Annotated in this window: 21 protein-coding genes; 16 read left to right on the top strand and 5 right to left on the bottom strand. The window is 39.0% G+C overall.

Annotated elements, in window-relative coordinates; translation table 11 throughout:
* Window positions 1-69: 69 nt before the first annotated feature.
* Window positions 70-672 (bottom strand): HD domain-containing protein, encoded by a 603-nt coding sequence (locus AACU98_RS07655; RefSeq protein ID WP_004248526.1) that lies wholly within the window; start codon window positions 670-672, stop codon window positions 70-72.
* 26 nt (window positions 673-698) lie between these two features.
* Window positions 699-1,685: a tRNA-modifying protein YgfZ gene (gene ygfZ / locus AACU98_RS07650; RefSeq protein ID WP_004248524.1), complete on the bottom strand. Its 987-nt coding sequence runs from the start codon at window positions 1,683-1,685 to the stop codon at window positions 699-701.
* Between the two features lie 260 nt (window positions 1,686-1,945).
* Between ygfZ and sdhE the strand changes: the two genes are divergently transcribed.
* Window positions 1,946-2,221 carry an FAD assembly factor SdhE gene (gene sdhE, locus AACU98_RS07645; RefSeq protein ID WP_026090407.1) on the top strand — a complete coding sequence of 92 codons (276 nt, stop codon included), beginning with the start codon at window positions 1,946-1,948 and terminating at the stop codon, window positions 2,219-2,221.
* 307 nt (window positions 2,222-2,528) lie between these two features.
* Entirely contained in the window at window positions 2,529-2,936 is a 408-nt protein-coding gene (locus tag AACU98_RS07640; RefSeq protein WP_004244035.1) for a protein YgfX, read from the top strand.
* 100 nt (window positions 2,937-3,036) lie between these two features.
* Here the strand turns inward: AACU98_RS07640 and fldB are convergent, their stop codons facing one another.
* Window positions 3,037-3,555: a flavodoxin FldB gene (gene fldB, locus AACU98_RS07635; protein WP_004244033.1), complete on the bottom strand. Its 519-nt coding sequence runs from the start codon at window positions 3,553-3,555 to the stop codon at window positions 3,037-3,039.
* 107 nt (window positions 3,556-3,662) lie between these two features.
* Here fldB and xerD point away from each other — a divergent pair, with 107 nt between their 5' ends.
* From xerD to lysS, 5 genes are all read left to right on the top strand, one after another.
* Window positions 3,663-4,604, top strand: a complete 942-nt coding sequence (xerD, locus tag AACU98_RS07630; RefSeq protein ID WP_004244032.1) for a site-specific tyrosine recombinase XerD — start codon at window positions 3,663-3,665, stop codon at window positions 4,602-4,604.
* Between the two features lie 33 nt (window positions 4,605-4,637).
* Window positions 4,638-5,345, top strand: a complete 708-nt coding sequence (dsbC, locus tag AACU98_RS07625; protein WP_004244030.1) for a bifunctional protein-disulfide isomerase/oxidoreductase DsbC — start codon at window positions 4,638-4,640, stop codon at window positions 5,343-5,345.
* A gap of 9 nt (window positions 5,346-5,354) precedes the next feature.
* On the top strand, window positions 5,355-7,088 hold the full coding sequence (gene recJ / locus AACU98_RS07620) for a single-stranded-DNA-specific exonuclease RecJ (RefSeq protein ID WP_004244029.1): 1,734 nt from the start codon (window positions 5,355-5,357) through the stop codon (window positions 7,086-7,088).
* Window positions 7,089-7,259: 171 nt separating this feature from the next.
* A protein-coding gene (prfB, locus tag AACU98_RS07615; protein WP_096043105.1) for a peptide chain release factor 2 occupies window positions 7,260-8,358 on the top strand; the annotation gives its coding sequence in 2 pieces (ribosomal slippage) (window positions 7,260-7,334 and window positions 7,336-8,358; 1,098 coding nt in all).
* Between the two features lie 8 nt (window positions 8,359-8,366).
* Window positions 8,367-9,881: a lysine--tRNA ligase gene (gene lysS / locus AACU98_RS07610; RefSeq protein ID WP_004244024.1), complete on the top strand. Its 1,515-nt coding sequence runs from the start codon at window positions 8,367-8,369 to the stop codon at window positions 9,879-9,881.
* A gap of 168 nt (window positions 9,882-10,049) precedes the next feature.
* Here the strand turns inward: lysS and AACU98_RS07605 are convergent, their stop codons facing one another.
* Window positions 10,050-11,033, bottom strand: a complete 984-nt coding sequence (locus tag AACU98_RS07605; protein WP_161735775.1) for a phage integrase — start codon at window positions 11,031-11,033, stop codon at window positions 10,050-10,052.
* A gap of 66 nt (window positions 11,034-11,099) precedes the next feature.
* Window positions 11,100-11,399, bottom strand: coding sequence for a helix-turn-helix transcriptional regulator (locus tag AACU98_RS07600; protein ID WP_012368214.1), 300 nt, complete (start codon window positions 11,397-11,399; stop codon window positions 11,100-11,102).
* A gap of 102 nt (window positions 11,400-11,501) precedes the next feature.
* On the opposite strand from AACU98_RS07600, the gene AACU98_RS07595 reads away from it, so the two are divergent.
* The 9 genes from AACU98_RS07595 (at window position 11,502) to AACU98_RS07555 (ending at window position 16,465) form a co-directional block, all read left to right on the top strand.
* Window positions 11,502-11,777: a Cox family DNA-binding protein gene (locus AACU98_RS07595; RefSeq protein ID WP_012368213.1), complete on the top strand. Its 276-nt coding sequence runs from the start codon at window positions 11,502-11,504 to the stop codon at window positions 11,775-11,777.
* 5 nt (window positions 11,778-11,782) lie between these two features.
* Window positions 11,783-11,980, top strand: coding sequence for a hypothetical protein (locus tag AACU98_RS07590; RefSeq protein WP_049256969.1), 198 nt, complete (start codon window positions 11,783-11,785; stop codon window positions 11,978-11,980).
* Window positions 11,977-12,126: a hypothetical protein gene (locus AACU98_RS07585; RefSeq protein WP_155290656.1), complete on the top strand. Its 150-nt coding sequence runs from the start codon at window positions 11,977-11,979 to the stop codon at window positions 12,124-12,126. The genes AACU98_RS07590 and AACU98_RS07585 overlap by 4 nt, the downstream gene beginning before the upstream one ends.
* Before the next feature lie 8 nt (window positions 12,127-12,134).
* The gene (locus AACU98_RS07580) at window positions 12,135-12,530 is read left to right on the top strand and encodes a DUF5347 family protein (RefSeq protein ID WP_049220105.1); all 396 of its coding nucleotides are present in this window, start codon (window positions 12,135-12,137) and stop codon (window positions 12,528-12,530) included.
* A gap of 68 nt (window positions 12,531-12,598) precedes the next feature.
* Window positions 12,599-12,805, top strand: coding sequence for a DUF2732 family protein (locus tag AACU98_RS07575; RefSeq protein WP_223878651.1), 207 nt, complete (start codon window positions 12,599-12,601; stop codon window positions 12,803-12,805).
* Window positions 12,798-13,019 (top strand): TraR/DksA family transcriptional regulator, encoded by a 222-nt coding sequence (locus AACU98_RS07570; protein ID WP_109829201.1) that lies wholly within the window; start codon window positions 12,798-12,800, stop codon window positions 13,017-13,019. The genes AACU98_RS07575 and AACU98_RS07570 overlap by 8 nt, the downstream gene beginning before the upstream one ends.
* Before the next feature lies 1 nt (window position 13,020).
* Window positions 13,021-13,848 (top strand): DNA adenine methylase, encoded by an 828-nt coding sequence (locus tag AACU98_RS07565; protein WP_129765337.1) that lies wholly within the window; start codon window positions 13,021-13,023, stop codon window positions 13,846-13,848.
* On the top strand, window positions 13,848-14,171 hold the full coding sequence (locus AACU98_RS07560; RefSeq protein ID WP_036907632.1) for a DUF5405 family protein: 324 nt from the start codon (window positions 13,848-13,850) through the stop codon (window positions 14,169-14,171). Before AACU98_RS07565 ends, AACU98_RS07560 begins: the two co-directional genes overlap by 1 nt.
* On the top strand, window positions 14,171-16,465 hold the full coding sequence (locus tag AACU98_RS07555) for a replication endonuclease (protein WP_161735773.1): 2,295 nt from the start codon (window positions 14,171-14,173) through the stop codon (window positions 16,463-16,465). The genes AACU98_RS07560 and AACU98_RS07555 overlap by 1 nt, the downstream gene beginning before the upstream one ends.
* Window positions 16,466-16,578 lie beyond the last annotated feature (113 nt).

Here is a 16,578-nt window from a genome sequence, read left to right as displayed (position 1 = left end):
AATACCGAGGGTAAATTCAAAATCTACCTTCGGTATTTTTTTGGTCAGTATCAAATGAACAGCAAAAAATTATTTTAACCAGCCTTTTTTCTGAGCCTCTAGTAATTGAGGATAGAGGTATTGCCAAAATTCTGGCCACTGTTTTTCGATAAATAGATTTCGTGCAATCACTTGTTCTAAACGGATATTATTTTCAACCCAGCTTTGCCCTTCGTTATGTAGATTCATTAACATTGGCATTGCGCGATCTAAAATATTGGCAAATTGTGACTCAGGGGTTTGTGCTGCATCATATTCAAGCCAGAGATTAAGAAAATATTCACTTTGTGGTGCAGGTAACAACGAAAAAATACGTCTGGCTGCTTTTTGCTCTTGCTCTTTAATCGCTTCACGAGCGGCAACATCATAAACCATCACATCACCAGCATCGATTTCGACAATATCATGCACTAAAGCCAGCTGGATCGCTCTACCTATATCAATATCACCGGCATAAGGTTGAAAACTCATTGCTGCAACAGCAAAGTGCCAACTATGCTCAGCGGTATTTTCAGCACGGCTATTGTCTAATACATTATTTTTGCGGTAAACGCGTTTGAGTTTATCGAGTTCAATAATAAAATTGATGGTATCTGAAAAGGGGCCAAAAGCCCCATTAGTTTGTTGTGTCATAAAAATCCGTTCATATGGAAGTGCTATCACTCATCTTCTAAAGAGTAAGGCAAAGGTTTAATCGTTAAGCGGCTGGTGGTATCACCTTGGACACGAAATACGCTGTCAGCATCCATATCATTATTCATCACCACTTCGGCGATAATCGTGTTATCGGCCATACGAACCGCACTTAATACCGTGCCTGTTTTGCGCCATTTATCTTCACCTAATTGCCACTCAACGCTACCGCCAATGTCGGGCAATTGTGCTGCGCCACCTGATAACAGATACATAGCACGTTTATTTGCGCCTCTGAATTTGGCACGAGACACCATTTCTTGACCTGTATAGCAACCTTTTTTAAAGCAAATACTTAATGGTAATGCTTGTAAGTTAGTCGCTTGTGGTAAGAATTGTTCGATATTAGGGGTATCAATAATGGGATAACCCGCCTCGATATCAAGGGCTAACCACTGGTCACTATCACTGGTTTCTGCGGGCAATGTCGTGGCTAGTTTTTTGGCAGTCTCTTCATCTGTAACAATTAAAAAGCGCTCTGTAGGTAACGGGAGTTGCAGTAAGTAGCTATTTTGGTGATTAACCACTTCATTGGCTTTACGGGGGATCTCAGGGAAGAATTCCGCTAAGGCTTGTGCCGCGCCTTGCCCCGCAAGTCCTAATAACACCGCATCTGTATTTTCAGTAAAAGTCACTTTTGAAAATACGGCGTATTTTTTAAGCTCAGTAAGTTGTTTTTCAGCAACATTTTTCCGCAATATATAAGCAAATCCTGCTTGTTGATGGAAAATGCGCAATGTACTCCACATTTTCCCTTTAGCTTCACAATGAGCGGCTAAAGTGTGCTCTGTAGTCGGTAATGCGGCAATATCCGCTGTTAGTTGGCCTTGTAAGTATTTTTCACTATCAGCCCCTGTTGCAGTTATCAATGACCAATCATCTAAAGAGATCAAGGTGAGTGGTAAATTGATTGCGGCATGAGGGCGTTTTGTCTGAGTAGAATTTTGAGTCATGACATCACCCGCTATGTAGTTAATCCGATACACTGTTTATGGTAAAAGAGTCACAAGACAATGCAAGTCATTATTATTTTCAGCGCACAGAAAGAATTTTGTGCATAACAATTTATTGATGCTTCAAAGCGTTGCTATTGGACGAAAGCGACAAATTGTGATCATTTTGATGTTAAAAAGAGTGCGATAAGACTATCATCAAGGCAGGAAGAAATAGTGGTATTTCTTGAAGTGAACATATTAAAGAGCAGAATATGACTATCGATATAGAAAATAAAGCACGAATAAATTGGGCATGTCGCCGTGGAATGCGTGAACTAGATATTTCTATCATGCCTTTTTTCGAAAACGAGTACGACACACTCTCTGATGACGACAAAAGGCTCTTTGTTCGTTTACTTGAATGTGCTGATCCTGATTTATTTAATTGGTTGATGAACCACGGCCGCCCTGATGATGAAGATCTTTATTACATGGTAAAGTTAATTCAAGAGCGTAATAGAATTCGTATGGCTGAAATTGTTAATAAGTATTAGTACTAATAAAAATAGAATATAAAACCAAGTGCATTAAATAAAGCCTGAAGTACTAAGTATCACGCCCTTATTCATTAAATGAATAAGGGCGTTTTAGTAAGTAAAAAACGAAGAATAGAAAATTTTAATGAGGTAATATTAAATCTTAGTGACAATAATTTTGCGTAGCATTTCAAAGAAAAAATAGAGGATCGTCATTTTATTTTTTATATTCTCCTTTTTTTACAAAAATCAGTTATGCTATTAAAAAACGACGACGATATCTTGTTGTAATAATAAGATATTAAAGCAGGAGCTAATATCACTCGTGACTTTATGGAAATCACATTTAACAGTTTCTTGGTTTACACAGTTATTTTCAACTAGTGTTTACGTTATTTTTGAAATAGCATTGCTGTTATATCCTTGGCCACCTGGCTTTATTTATATCTGGGTTCCTTTGTTACTTTTACTTATATTAGGTTGGTATTTTAGCCAAAAAAATATCAATAAAAGGAAAGGGGATTTAGTGCTGCTTAATGGCAATCGTATTCAATGGAAATATCATGAATGGCAGATTGCAAAACAACCGTGGATCAGCCGATTTGGTGCAAAAATAACGTTAGATTCTATCTTAAATAATAAGCAAATCACGCTATGGGTTGCTTTTGATAGTATGCCGGAAAATGAGTGGCGAAATTTTTCACAACTGCTGATGCAATACCCAGATATTTAATTCTGGGTATGTATATAAACCGTTAGAATGCTTACTGATTGACTAAGGTTAAAAGTGTTACCTTGCGGTAGATAACCTGAAGCAATAGATTGATTGCGATTTACAAGTTTTCTTCTATTTCTCGTAAAATTTGCATACACCACTGTGATAAACGTTCATCACTTTCTTCAAATTGATTCACCTCATCTAATGCGAGCCCGACAAAATGTTTACCATCATCAGTAAGTGGTTTAGGACTGGTAAATTCATACCCTTCAATAGGCCAAAAACCGATAAATTTAACACCACTTGGCAGTAAATGGTGGTAGAGCATACCTAATGCATCTAAAAACCATTCACCATAATCAATTTGATCCCCCATTCCATACATAGCAACGAGTTTATCTTTGAGATCTAATGTTGGTAGCGTTTCCCAAATTGCGAGCCAATCTTCTTGGATCTCACCAAAGTCCCAGGTTGGAATACCTAAAATAAGAATGTCATACTCTTGCATCAGAGTAATATCGCACTCTTGAACATTATGAAGATCAATAAACTCTTCACCGAGAATGTCACGAATTTTCTCTGCCGCCATTTCGGTATAACAGGTGCTGGAACCGTAAAATAGACCAATTTTCATAAAGATTTTTAGGATATTTTTGCTAATAAAGGTCACTATTGTACCAGAAAACTTTTTCTATGAGGCATAATGTACAAGTAACAACGTAAAGAAGAGAGAGTAAACCCGTGACCCAGACCAAGTTATCGACACAAACGACAACAGATAATAACCAAGAAGATAATGACGTTATCATAGAACAATTTCTCGATAGTATTTGGCTAGAGCAAGGGTTATCTGCGAATACACTCAGCGCTTATCGTTTAGATTTGCAGGCGTTAAGCCAGTGGCTGGTCACACAAAAACTCAATTGGTTATCGGTGACGACGTTAGATTTACACGCTTTTCTTGCCACTCGTTTGGATGAGGGCTATAAAGCAACCAGTGCGGCACGACTGTTAAGTACCTTACGTCGGTTTTTCCAATATCTTTATCGTGAGAAATTACGCCAAGATGATCCCAGCGCTTTGCTTTCTACACCTAAATTACCCAAACGTTTACCCAAAGACTTAAGTGAACAGCAAGTAGAAAATTTACTTAGTGCTCCTTGTATTGATGAGCCAATAGAATTACGCGACAAAGCGATGCTTGAGGTTCTTTATGCCTGTGGATTACGGGTTTCTGAGCTAGTAGGATTGTCTTTATCTGATATTAGCTTACGGCAAGGGGTGTTACGTGTGATAGGTAAGGGCGATAAAGAACGATTAGTTCCTTTAGGTGAAGAAGCTATTTACTGGTTAGAACAATATCTGCAATATGGTAGACCAGCCCTTATGCAAGGGAAAACCGATGATATTGTGTTTCCAAGCTTAAGAGGCCAAAAAATGACGCGACAAACATTTTGGCATCGTATAAAACATTACGCGGTGATCGCCGGAATTGATTCAGAGAAATTATCACCCCATGTGTTACGCCACGCCTTTGCAACACATCTATTAAATCATGGAGCAGACTTGCGTGTTGTACAGATGTTATTGGGGCACAGTGACCTCTCTACAACACAGATTTATACCCATGTTGCTACAGAGCGCTTAAAAGTGCTTCATCAGCAACATCACCCAAGGGGATAACCGCCGAATGGCTGGTGTTAAATAGGAATTCAAATGAAAAAGAAATTACTCTGGTTACCCATTTTATTCAGTATGGTGTCAATGCCAGTGTTTGCAGATAACGCTGCTATTAAAGCGCAACTGGCAAAAATGCAGATAAAAGCAGAGAGCATTCAACCGACACCGATAGTGGGTTTAAATGCAGTGCTTTCTGATAAAGGCATTTTTTATATTACTGATGATGGGAAATACCTTACAGCAGGGCCGATTTATAATATTAATGGTGAGGAGCCTGTTAGTATCGCTAATCAAGTGATCATGAAAAAAATTGATTCACTGAAAAATGAAATGATTGTTTATAAGGCTGCTAATGAAAAATATGTGATCACGGTTTTTACCGATATTAGTTGCCCTTATTGCCAAAAATTGCATCAAGAAGTACCAGAGCTAAATAAACAAGGTGTCACGGTACGTTATTTGGCTTTTCCTCGTAACGGGGTGAAAAATAATGTGGTCAGTCAACAGATGAATGCCGTATGGTGTAGCGGTTTTCCTAAAAAATCACTCGATAGTGCGTTTAAAGGTGACAAAATTATTGCGATTGATGACTGTAAAAAAATTAATATCAATGAGCACTTTAAACTTGGCACTATGATGGGCATTCAAGGTACGCCTGCGATTGTATTACCTGATGCGAGTATTTATGGCGGATATATATCGGCGACTAATCTACTTGAATTATTAAATAAAAAAGAGAAGTGATAGCGTTTTATGGTTACTATTGAACCGACATTACGTCGGCGTGTGGCGAAAGCAACAGCATTGCCAGAAAGCCTCGATCCCTTATTACGGCAAATTTATGCCAATCGAGGTATTACCTCTGAAACTCAGCTCGAGCGCTCGTTAAAGGGCTTATTGCATTATCAAGATTTAAACGGTATTGATGTTGCTATCTCTTTATTAGTTGAGGCATTAAAGCTGCAATCGCGGATCGTTATTGTAGGGGATTTTGATGCCGACGGGGCAACCAGTACAGCTCTTGCTATTAAAGCGTTACGGCAAATGGGATTTCAGCAAGTAAGTTACCATATTCCTAATCGTTTTGATGATGGTTATGGACTTAGCCCTCAAGTGGTTCATGATGTGGCGAAGAAAGGCGTAGATCTGATTATTACGGTTGATAATGGGATCTCCTCTTTTGAAGGTGTTGATGTTGCTCATGAATATGGTATCCGTGTATTGGTTACTGATCACCATTTGCCGGGGCACTCCCTTCCTCAAGCTGATGCAATTATCAATCCTAATTTAGCGGATTGTGCCTTTTTGTCGAAATCATTAGCGGGTGTCGGTGTCACTTTCTATTTAATGACCGCATTAAGAGCTGAATTAGAAAAACAAGGTTGGTTTACAGCACAGGGATTAGCTCGCCCCAATATGGCCGATTACCTTGATTTAGTCGCATTAGGCACGGTTGCTGATGTGGTTCCTCTTGATGAAAATAATCGTATTTTTGTTTATGAGGGATTACGCCGTATTCGTGCAGGACGTTGCTGTGCAGGGATCAAAGCCTTGACGGAAGTTTCACGTAAAACGTTGTCACAATTAGTCAGCAGTGACTTAGGTTTTGCATTAGGGCCAAGACTTAATGCGGCAGGGCGTCTTGATGATATGTCTGTTGGCGTTGCTTTACTGTTAACTAATGATATTGGTGTCGCCCGTGAAATTGCCAATGAACTGGATGGATTAAATCAGACTCGTCGTGAAATAGAAGCGGGAATGCAAGAAGAAGCATCGACAATTTTTCGCCAATTTATCACCACACAAGATGACTTACCGAATGGATTAGCTATTTATCATCCTCAGTGGCATCAAGGTGTGGTTGGCATTCTCGCTTCACGAATTAAAGAAAAACTACATCGCCCAGTGATTGCTTTTGCCCCAAGCGGTGATGGTTTACTAAAAGGCTCCGGACGCTCTATTCATGGTGTACACTTGCGAGATGCATTAGAACGTTTGAATACGTTAAATCCGGGATTAATGGTGAAGTTTGGTGGCCATGCGATGGCGGCAGGACTATCTCTGGAAGAAGATAAATTTCCACTTTTTCAGCGTCACTTTTCGGCACTTATGGCGGAATTAGTTTCTGCTGAACAATTACAAGGCGTGATTTTAACAGACGGCGAGTTAAGCGACAGTCAGTTATCTTTACCTATTGCGGAAATGTTAAGAGAAGCAGGGCCTTGGGGACAAGCCTTTCCTGAGCCACTTTTCGATGGCAAATTCACCTTACTACAGCAACGTATTGTGGGAAGCAAACATTTAAAAATGATGCTTCAACCGATAAATAGCCATGTAATGATTGATGCTATTGCATTTAATGTTGATGTTAATATATGGCCGGATAACAGTATTAAAACGGTTGAGCTTGCTTACCGATTAGACGTCAATGAATTTAGAGGACAGCGCAATGCACAACTGCTGGTGGAGCATATTTGGCCTTGCTAATCGCGATAGATAAGTCATTTTATGGTTGTATTGGGCAGCGCGCTGTTATGAGCACAATAATCCGATAGACAATTGTATATAAATGCTATAAACCCGCGCTGAGATCCGTTACAATATGCGGTTCAAAATTTATTCCAATTGTTTTTAAAAACAACGTTAAGACGAAAAAGTATGTTTGAAATCAATCCAGTAAAACACCAAATTGAAGAAGTCGCTGAGCGGACTCAAGTCCTCAGGGGGTATCTTTGACTATGATGCCAAGAAAGAGCGTTTAGAAGAAGTCAACGCAGAATTAGAGCAACCTGATGTGTGGAATGAGCCTGAAAAGGCGCAGGCGTTAGGAAAAGAACGCTCATCTCTTGAAGCTATTGTAGAAACAATCGACCAACTCGAACAAGGACTAGAAGATGTTTCTGGTTTACTTGACCTTGCTGTTGAAGCCGATGATGAAGAAACATTTAACGAAGCAGTTGCTGAGTTAGAAGGATTAAACAAAAAGCTTGAGCAATTAGAGTTCCGTCGTATGTTCTCTGGTGAATATGACAGTGCTGATTGCTATCTTGATTTACAAGCAGGCTCTGGCGGTACAGAAGCACAAGATTGGGCAAGTATGCTAATGCGTATGTACTTACGTTGGGCTGAATCTAGAGGCTTTAAAACAGAAATTATTGAAGAGTCTGACGGTGATGTTGCAGGTTTAAAATCAGCAACAATCAAAATCATAGGAGAATATGCCTATGGTTGGCTACGTACAGAAACCGGGGTTCACCGTTTAGTGCGTAAAAGTCCATTTGACTCCGGCGGACGTCGCCATACTTCATTTAGCTCTGCTTTTGTTTACCCTGAAGTTGATGACAATATTGATATTGAAATCAACCCAGCCGATCTGCGTATCGACGTTTACCGCGCATCAGGCGCTGGTGGTCAGCACGTTAATAAAACAGAATCTGCGGTACGTATTACCCACGTTCCTACAGGGCTTGTCACACAATGCCAAAATGATCGCTCTCAACATAAGAACAAAGATCAGGCAATGAAACAGATGAAAGCGAAGTTGTATGAACTGGAAATGCAAAAGAAAAATGCAGATAAGCAAGTGATGGAAGATAATAAGTCAGATATTGGCTGGGGTAGCCAAATCCGCTCTTATGTTCTAGATGATTCACGAATTAAAGATTTACGCACTGGTGTGGAAACGCGTAATACACAAGCAGTGTTAGATGGTGATCTCGATAAATTTATTGAAGCTAGCTTAAAAGCGGGCCTGTGAGGAAAAACATGTCGCAACAGCAACAAGGTGCGGAGCAGGCACCTGATTTAAATAACGAACTGCAAACTCGCCGCGAAAAATTATCAGCTTTACGTGATAATGGTAACGCATTCCCAAATGATTTCCGCAGAGATGCCATGTCTGACGAATTACATCAAAAATATGATGCAATGAGTGCAGAAGAGTTAGATGCTGCTAATGTGGAAGTTGCTATTGCAGGTCGTATGATGACTCGCCGTATTATGGGGAAAGCATCTTTCGCTACATTGCAAGACATGGGCGGCCGTATCCAGCTTTATGTCTCTCGTGATGATCTGCCTGAAGGCGTTTATAACGAGCAGTTTAAAAAATGGGATCTCGGTGATATTTTAGGTGGCCGTGGCCGTGTATTTAAAACCAAAACAGGCGAACTGAGTATTCATTGTACTGAGTTACGTTTACTGACTAAAGCACTACGTCCGTTACCTGATAAATTCCACGGTCTAGCTGACCAAGAGACACGTTATCGTCAGCGTTATTTAGACCTGATCTCTAATGAAAATTCACGTAATACTTTTAAGATCCGCTCGAAAATCATGTCTGCTATTCGCCAATTTATGGTGAATAAAGGCTTTATGGAAGTAGAAACACCGATGATGCAAACTATCCCAGGTGGAGCAAGTGCACGTCCGTTTATCACTCACCATAACGCGCTAGATATTGATATGTATCTACGTATTGCACCTGAATTATATTTAAAACGTTTAGTTGTTGGTGGGTTTGATCGCGTTTTTGAAATCAATCGTAACTTCCGTAATGAAGGTGTATCACCACGTCATAACCCTGAGTTCACAATGATGGAACTCTATATGGCTTATGCTGATTATCGTGATCTTATCGAATTGACTGAAGAGTTATTCCGTACATTAACTCAAGATGTATTAGGTTCGACTATCGTTAAATATGGTGATGAAGAGTTTGATTTCGGTAAACCGTTTGAAAAACTGACCATGAAAGAAGCTATTTGCAAATATCGTCCAGAAACCAATATGGCTGATCTAGATGATATGGATAAAGCCGTTGCTATTGCTCAATCTATTGGTATTAAGATTGAAAAGAGTTGGGGGTTAGGCCGTGTTCAATGTGAAATTTTTGAAGAAGTAGCTGAAAGTCATTTGATCCAGCCAACTTTTATCATTGAATATCCAGCAGAAGTTTCACCACTGGCTCGCCGTAATGATGATAATCCATTTATTACCGATCGCTTTGAGTTCTTTATTGGTGGTCGTGAAATCGGTAATGGTTTCTCTGAGCTTAATGATGCGCAAGATCAAGCGGAGCGTTTTGAAGAGCAAGTGCGTCAAAAAGAAGCGGGTGACGATGAAGCCATGTTCTTTGATCATGACTATATCACTGCATTAGAGCATGGGTTACCACCTACAGCAGGTTTAGGTATTGGTATTGACCGTATGGTAATGCTATTTACCAATAGCCATACTATTCGTGATGTTATTTTATTCCCAGCGATGCGTCCGGGAAAATAATTGTTGAGTCACGATAAATACGCTATATGAAAAAAGCCATCGTAAGATGGCTTTTTTATTGCTTAATTTTCAGTAAGTAACTTAAAAATAATAAGTTAATTATGAGCTTAAAAGCGCTAAAAAATGATGAAAAGCGACCAAGTGTGGTCGCTCTGTGGACAATTTTATCTATAAACTGAGACCTCCTTTTAATGGATTGTTTACAATCGCATCTTGTAAGAAATCGGGTGCAAAATGAGCATAGGTCATCGTTTGTTTTAAACTGGCATGCCCTAGAATTCTTTGTAATGTGATGATGCTACCGCCGTTGATCATGAAATGCGTAGCGAAAGTATGACGCAACACATGTGTAGCTTGTCCGTCGGGCAAAGAAGGTTTTACACTTTTTAGTATTTTTCTAAATACTTGATATGAAACGGAGGAAAATAGGAGGTCTTTTTTTCCTTTGCATATTTGATCGCAGAGTTCTTTCGATATAGGGACAATGCGCGCTTTTTTTGTTTTAGTGTAAGTAAAACGTACTTTGTTTTCAATGATATGCTCTCGTTTCAGTTTCATTGCTTCGCCCCATCTAGCCCCCGTACTTAAACAAAATACGGCAATGTTATAATAATCACCTTCCAGATTAGCGAGTAGTTTTCGGGTTTCATCAAGGGTTAAGTAAGACATCTCACTCGCATTTATTTTTAATTTCTTGGCCTCAATAAAGGGATTTTCAGCCTCATATAATCCCATTTTAATTAATTGAGAGAATATACCTCGTATAGCATACAGTTCTCGATTAATAGTGGAGGGTTTTATCCCCTTAGCAAAACGCTCATTTTGATAAAATGAGATACTTTTTGATGTAACTTGAGATACATTGCTACTATGCATACCCTTACAGACACGCATTGCATTGTTGTAGTTAGATTTTCCGTTCTCGCTATGTTTACCGAACATGTTCCACCATAGCTCAACGAGTTCATCTAATGGGCGAATGTCTTTTAATTTTGTCCCCCATTCTTTTTTGCTGTGATTGGCCATTACATAACGTTCAAAGGCAATGGCTTCATGTTTTTTATTAAACTTCCGTCTGATCCGTTTTCCATTACGTCCAGTCGGTCTAATGTCCACTTCATATCGACCATCTTCAAGTTTCTTAATTGTCATAAGAAAGCTCTCCAATGGTAGAAAGGCTTTGTGAATCAATAAATTCACAAAATGCTTGATGTATTGTTATCCAATTTTCTTGTCTGAGTGGGATGATTGCGTGTTGTCTTGCCCACTGTGTGCGAGTGCCGGTGCGATTTGCCCAGCATCAGGATTGATTTCATCAAACATAAACCAAGTCATATATTTTCTAAATCTTGGAATTGAAAATAGTTTTGTTGCTGCTTCTAAAGACATATTCATTTTCCCTGATTCATATCCATGATATGTATGGTAATTAATCCCTGTTAAATCAGACATTTCCTTTAGTTTTAATCTTTCTGATTCTCTTATTAGTTTTAGCTTTTCATTTTTCGAACTTGACATAATTTTGCGGATCCTCTAAATTTTATTTGATACGAAACACCCACGTATAGCTACAAGGCGTAAAAGAGCGCCAAAGGGCGCTCATTAATAAGAGGTTACCAGATGTCGAAAGAAATCGAAATTCATAATATTGGTTCAGAATTTGTCACTGAGACAAAATTTGCCGGCTATATCGGTAAAACACCCAAAGCTGTGTCTGATATGCGTAAGGATGGGAAATTGCCTTATGTAGAAGTTAAGCACCCAGATAATTCCCGTGGTGAGTATTACATCGATGTAACCGATTGGAATAAAGGCTTGCGTATGGCACGTAAAAGAATGCCTAAAGAATTACGTGACGGCTGGCTGATATGGTTAGGAATGGGTGAACCACAATAACAAGGATGATGAAGGTGATAGTAAAGCAAATTACAGAGCATAGTTTTATGTATCGCGGTTTCACCATTATTAAACTGCCAAGAAAAGCAGTAACACCGATAACTCGTTATCACGTTTGGTTAGATGATCAGTCATTCGGTAAGTTTGATGCAATGGCAGAAGCAACGCATTATATCGACTTATTAAAAGGTGATATTCAATGAACCAATTAATTAAGCAAAGAAATAAATACAAACTAAACAGTGAATCTTTTACTTATAAAAGTAAAAAATATTCAAAAGCGGATAAAGCAACACTGGTTTTATGTGCCATTGTTATTGTTTCGTTTCTTGTGAAAGTTTCTATATAGGTGTTGTTATGAATGCTGCGGAGCTTATTCAAGCAAGAGAGCAACTACAAGGCAATGATGATTTTTATCAGTCTAAAGTGGTAAAGCATTATCGCAATGATGGTCTTTCATTTGATGAGCGCGTCAGTGGTATGAATAAAACAGCCGAAGTTAGGGCTGATTTATTAAGTAAGTTAAATAAAAATAGTGATGATATTTTGATTGGTGAGTTTCTTGATTATTTAAGAAATGAAAATAATCGTATATATCAGATGATTTATTACCTTGCTGAGATAGAAAAAGAAAAGAACGGAATAGATTATTTATTATTAAAGAGGAAAGATAAAATAAAAATCATTAATGCACTTCATCAAATCAAAGTATTGAGCGCATTAATCCCGAATAAATTAGCAATGCCTATTTAATTACACCTAAAAAATAAATGACATTTATTTGTCAGGACTTTTTATATCTGATTATCAGAGGTCTGATTATGTCTAAAGAAAGTGATGTAACCGATTTAATTAATGCCGTTCGAGAAGATGAAAGAAAATCTCGGGCGGTTCTTTTTTCTGCTCGTTTGCGCAAATTAGCATCAAAAGCACTAAGTGAACGAATGGAGCCTTCACAAGTATTTCAATTATTAGAAGGTGAAGCCGAGTCTATCGAACATCAAGCACAGGAATGGAATTATGTCTAAAGAAATGGATTTAGCCTGCGAACAATCACAGTTATTGCAAGATATTCAAATAAAAGCAGTAACAGGGCGTTACGTAGGTGTATCAGCGTTTGAATGTGAAGATTGCGGTCGTGAAATACCCGAAAAGCGCCGTATTGCGGTAATGGGATGCACCCGCTGTGCAGATTGCCAGACAGTGTATGAGCTGAAATCTAAGCATTATCGGAGTGTGTGAAATGGCGAATAAAACCATTCTGAAATGGGCGGGATCAAAAGTCCGTATCATGGATAAATTAATTCCACATTTGCCAAAAGCAAAGCGCTTAGTTGAACCGTTTGCGGGTTCTTGTGCTGTAATGATGAACACAGAATATAACGAATATTTAATTGCAGATGCCAATCAGGATTTAATTAGTTTATATCGTAATGTCGTAGAACATACTGAAATAATGGCGCGTAAAGAGTTTTATGCATGGGAAGAAACTAATCATAGAAATGATTACATTGCTATTAGGAAGTTATTTAATTCAATTAAGGTATTAGATAAAAGCGAGTGTGATAAATATATACAATCTGCTCGGTTTTTATATTTAAATCGTCATTGCTTTAATGGATTATGTCGATATAACAATTCGGGTGAATTTAATGTGCCATTCGGAACATATGCCCGTGTTTATTTTCCAGAGGAGGAAATCAGACAATTTGCTGAGAAAGCCACTAATGCCATTATCGCCTGTTTAGAATGGCAAGATACTTTGTCACTCGTTGATTTCGGTGATGGTGTTTATTGTGATCCTCCATATATGGGAGATGAAGGTAGTTTTACTAAATATCATCACACGGATTTTACTCACGCTCAGCAAATTGAGTTAGCTCAAGCATTAAAGGCATTAAATCAATCACAAGGTAACCCGATTACTGTCTCTAATTCCATTCACGCCAAAGAGCTGTATGCTGATCTCGGTTTTATTATTCACGAGATTGATGCACCTCGTTCTATTTCTGCAAATGGAAATCGCCAATCAGCAAAAGAAATTATCGCCGTTTTGCCGGAGGTGTGCTGATGGAACAGGGCTATGTCGATATTCAAGATCCAAAAAATGGGGTGCATATTACCGGCACTCGTTTTGCTATCGTTTATTGGAAAAAACAATTTGGATTAATCGAAGTCACTGTTATTGATGGTCGTGTGCGCCGTGAAGTGATTGCGTGGTATGACTCTGCGGTAAATGTGACTGCTGGCGTTGTTGGTGCGCATGTGAGTCGTGTTATTTGCGCAGAAATTAAGTCTATCTCTGAATTGATAGAGATAATGACTCACGTTGCTAAACTGTGCGAAACAGCCATTGAAATTATTGATCCGAAGCATTTAGGCGGTGTGCGGTAATGGCTAGCCGTCTAATTGATTTTTCTCAGCCTCCTGTTTCCTATCCTGCTGATATGCAATGGACATATTGGTGGAATGGGAAACAGCATGAGCCGGTTGTTTATGAAAGACCGCTTACCCGTGAGCAATTGGCTCAGGGGCAAGCGATTTTATTCGATATTGAAAAACTGCCTCGCTTTCTTAAATCTCGCCTATTTAAGTACATCGAACATCTTAAAAAAGAGAAAACGCCGAAAGAAGTTCATAACTGGCTGGTCTTTAAGTTCCATAAAAGCGTTTATCAGCGTTTGCAAGCCGTTAATGCGCGCTATGGTTTAGCGAAAGATAAACGTCAATTTTTGTTAGATAGAGATTTTGATCAAGCCATGTTCTTTAATCGCTTGCCCGATGCGCATGACAAAATATTGCGTCATATGGCGAAGTCATTTGCGAACGCGTGTGACAACTTATTCGATGAATTGGCTGATCAGGCAATTGCTGAAAATAACGGTGATCGTGAGGTGTTACTTAACCTAAAAGTGATTAACCCTATTTATCATCAATTAGGAGAGTTAATTACCTATTTGCATGTAACACCGTTGTTTTGGGGAAAAGCTCAAAAAGGAAAACTAACACCAGAAAATGCGTTGTCCGGATTAAACCGGTTAACAGATGAAAATTGGTGGCTGAAAAAGTTAAAAGCTCATCGCCAACGTTGGCGTGAGTCTTTGCATATTGCTTTTGGTGATGTGAATTCAGATAAGACACCTTACGCCAGTAAAAATGCGGTTCGTGAAGTCAGATCGCAACGTTTAGCGAATATGAATTATCTTGAAATGATGGATATTCAAGACGTTGAATCGGGTGATCGCTTCGATTTAATGGAAAAAGTATTAGCGAGTATCGCTAACCCTAAAATTCGCCGTATGGAATTAATGGCACAAGCCGCAGGTATTCAAAAAGTTGCAGAAGAACGGGGCGATATTGGTTTATTTATCACGTTAACCACCCCTTCAAAATACCATCCCACCAAGCAAATTAATGTTTCTAAAGATGAGAAAAAGAAAAAAGTTCTCATTAACGAGAAATGGAATAACAGTGCATACACCCCGAAAGATGGTCAACGTTATTTAGTGAAGGTGTGGGCGAAAATTCGCACTGCTTTTAAAGATAAAGGCATTAACTATTACGGGATCAGAGTTGTTGAACCTCATCATGACGCTACACCTCATTGGCATATGATGATGTTTCTGGATAAATCTCAACGTGCATCAGCGATTGAGACAATGCGTAAGTATGCCCTTGAAGAAGACGGCGAAGAACGGGGCGCAAAGAAACACCGTTTTGAAGCAAAGCATTTAAATAAAGGTGGTGCTACGGGTTATCTCGCTAAATATATTTCAAAAAATATCGACGGTTATGCGTTAGAGGGTGAAGTTGATGACGAATCGGGAGAGTTATTAACCGAGGTTGCATCAGCCGTTACTGCGTGGGCGTCTACTTGGCGTATTCCTCAATTTCACATGTTTGGCTTGCCGTCTAAAGGCGTATGGCGTGAGTGTCGTCGTATTCGTGGTGTGAGTATCGCTGATAAGTTGGGTGATATAGCGGAAAAAGTAAGAGCGTCTGCCGATGCAGGAGATTTCGCCGCTTATATTGAGCATCAAGGAGGGCCTAACGTTAAGCGTAACCTACAAACGTTATTAGTTGCTCGTACTGTTGCCGATGAGCCGAATTCTTATGATGAAGAAGTGATGCGAATAATCGGATTATATTCACCGATAAAAAGTAGCGATTTAGTAAAAACGCGTGAGCGTCAGTATCGTTTAGTTCGTAAATCTAAGCAGGATATTGAAGCAATTGAGCATAAGCGTAAGTCAGAAACGGGTCGGGTTTTGACTTTAAAAAGCGCGATCAGCGCGCCTCGGAGTCCTGTCAATAACTGTGGATCGGGCAGTTCACCCGATATTAAAAACCCACACGATAGGGGCTTAAAATCGCCCGTATGGGGGATTTCTGAGCCTGAATATTTCGACCTGCATTCACAATATAGCGATTGGGAGAAATCATTTGGCGAGGTTTTAGAGCATAAAAAGAGTCAGCGAATAATTTCAACGGTGTCATTAAGTGAAAATCAGGAACGTTTGATACCTGAATTCAAAGCCTTTGCCGAAAAAATGGGATTGGATTTACCACCAGACACAATGTGGTCAATGGTGATGAATGGTATGCGCCTTAGTTATGGCGATGAAGTGATTTGGTTTGAGAATGGGAGAGTTCAAATTTCATCAGGAAAATTAATGTTAACGAAATGAAGCAAAAACTACCTATAGTTCAGAATTAATATTTTTAGCTTTTCTTAATTTAGTGTGTGTATGTATATTAATTTATAGTTTATCGTTAAGTTAAAAATCTTAGAAAATTAGCC

It is taken from the genome of Proteus sp. G4380 (assembly GCF_963885725.1).
Lineage (GTDB): Bacteria > Pseudomonadota > Gammaproteobacteria > Enterobacterales > Enterobacteriaceae > Proteus > Proteus mirabilis.
This window is presented reverse-complemented; position numbering and strand designations above follow the sequence as displayed.

Coding starts and splice junctions, on each gene's coding strand:
- AACU98_RS07570 (WP_109829201.1), top strand. CDS start 12,798: ATGTCTAAAGAAATGGATTTAGCCTGCGAACAATCACAGTTATTGCAA.
- AACU98_RS07575 (WP_223878651.1), top strand. CDS start 12,599: ATGTCTAAAGAAAGTGATGTAACCGATTTAATTAATGCCGTTCGAGAA.
- recJ (WP_004244029.1), top strand. CDS start 5,355: ATGGTTACTATTGAACCGACATTACGTCGGCGTGTGGCGAAAGCAACA.
- AACU98_RS07580 (WP_049220105.1), top strand. CDS start 12,135: ATGAATGCTGCGGAGCTTATTCAAGCAAGAGAGCAACTACAAGGCAAT.
- AACU98_RS07605 (WP_161735775.1), bottom strand. CDS start 11,033: ATGACAATTAAGAAACTTGAAGATGGTCGATATGAAGTGGACATTAGA.
- AACU98_RS07565 (WP_129765337.1), top strand. CDS start 13,021: ATGGCGAATAAAACCATTCTGAAATGGGCGGGATCAAAAGTCCGTATC.
- ygfZ (WP_004248524.1), bottom strand. CDS start 1,685: ATGACTCAAAATTCTACTCAGACAAAACGCCCTCATGCCGCAATCAAT.
- fldB (WP_004244033.1), bottom strand. CDS start 3,555: ATGAAAATTGGTCTATTTTACGGTTCCAGCACCTGTTATACCGAAATG.
- AACU98_RS07585 (WP_155290656.1), top strand. CDS start 11,977: ATGAACCAATTAATTAAGCAAAGAAATAAATACAAACTAAACAGTGAA.
- AACU98_RS07655 (WP_004248526.1), bottom strand. CDS start 672: ATGACACAACAAACTAATGGGGCTTTTGGCCCCTTTTCAGATACCATC.
- lysS (WP_004244024.1), top strand. CDS start 8,367: ATGTCGCAACAGCAACAAGGTGCGGAGCAGGCACCTGATTTAAATAAC.
- AACU98_RS07560 (WP_036907632.1), top strand. CDS start 13,848: ATGGAACAGGGCTATGTCGATATTCAAGATCCAAAAAATGGGGTGCAT.
- AACU98_RS07600 (WP_012368214.1), bottom strand. CDS start 11,399: ATGTCAAGTTCGAAAAATGAAAAGCTAAAACTAATAAGAGAATCAGAA.
- AACU98_RS07590 (WP_049256969.1), top strand. CDS start 11,783: ATGATGAAGGTGATAGTAAAGCAAATTACAGAGCATAGTTTTATGTAT.
- AACU98_RS07555 (WP_161735773.1), top strand. CDS start 14,171: ATGGCTAGCCGTCTAATTGATTTTTCTCAGCCTCCTGTTTCCTATCCT.
- dsbC (WP_004244030.1), top strand. CDS start 4,638: ATGAAAAAGAAATTACTCTGGTTACCCATTTTATTCAGTATGGTGTCA.
- AACU98_RS07595 (WP_012368213.1), top strand. CDS start 11,502: ATGTCGAAAGAAATCGAAATTCATAATATTGGTTCAGAATTTGTCACT.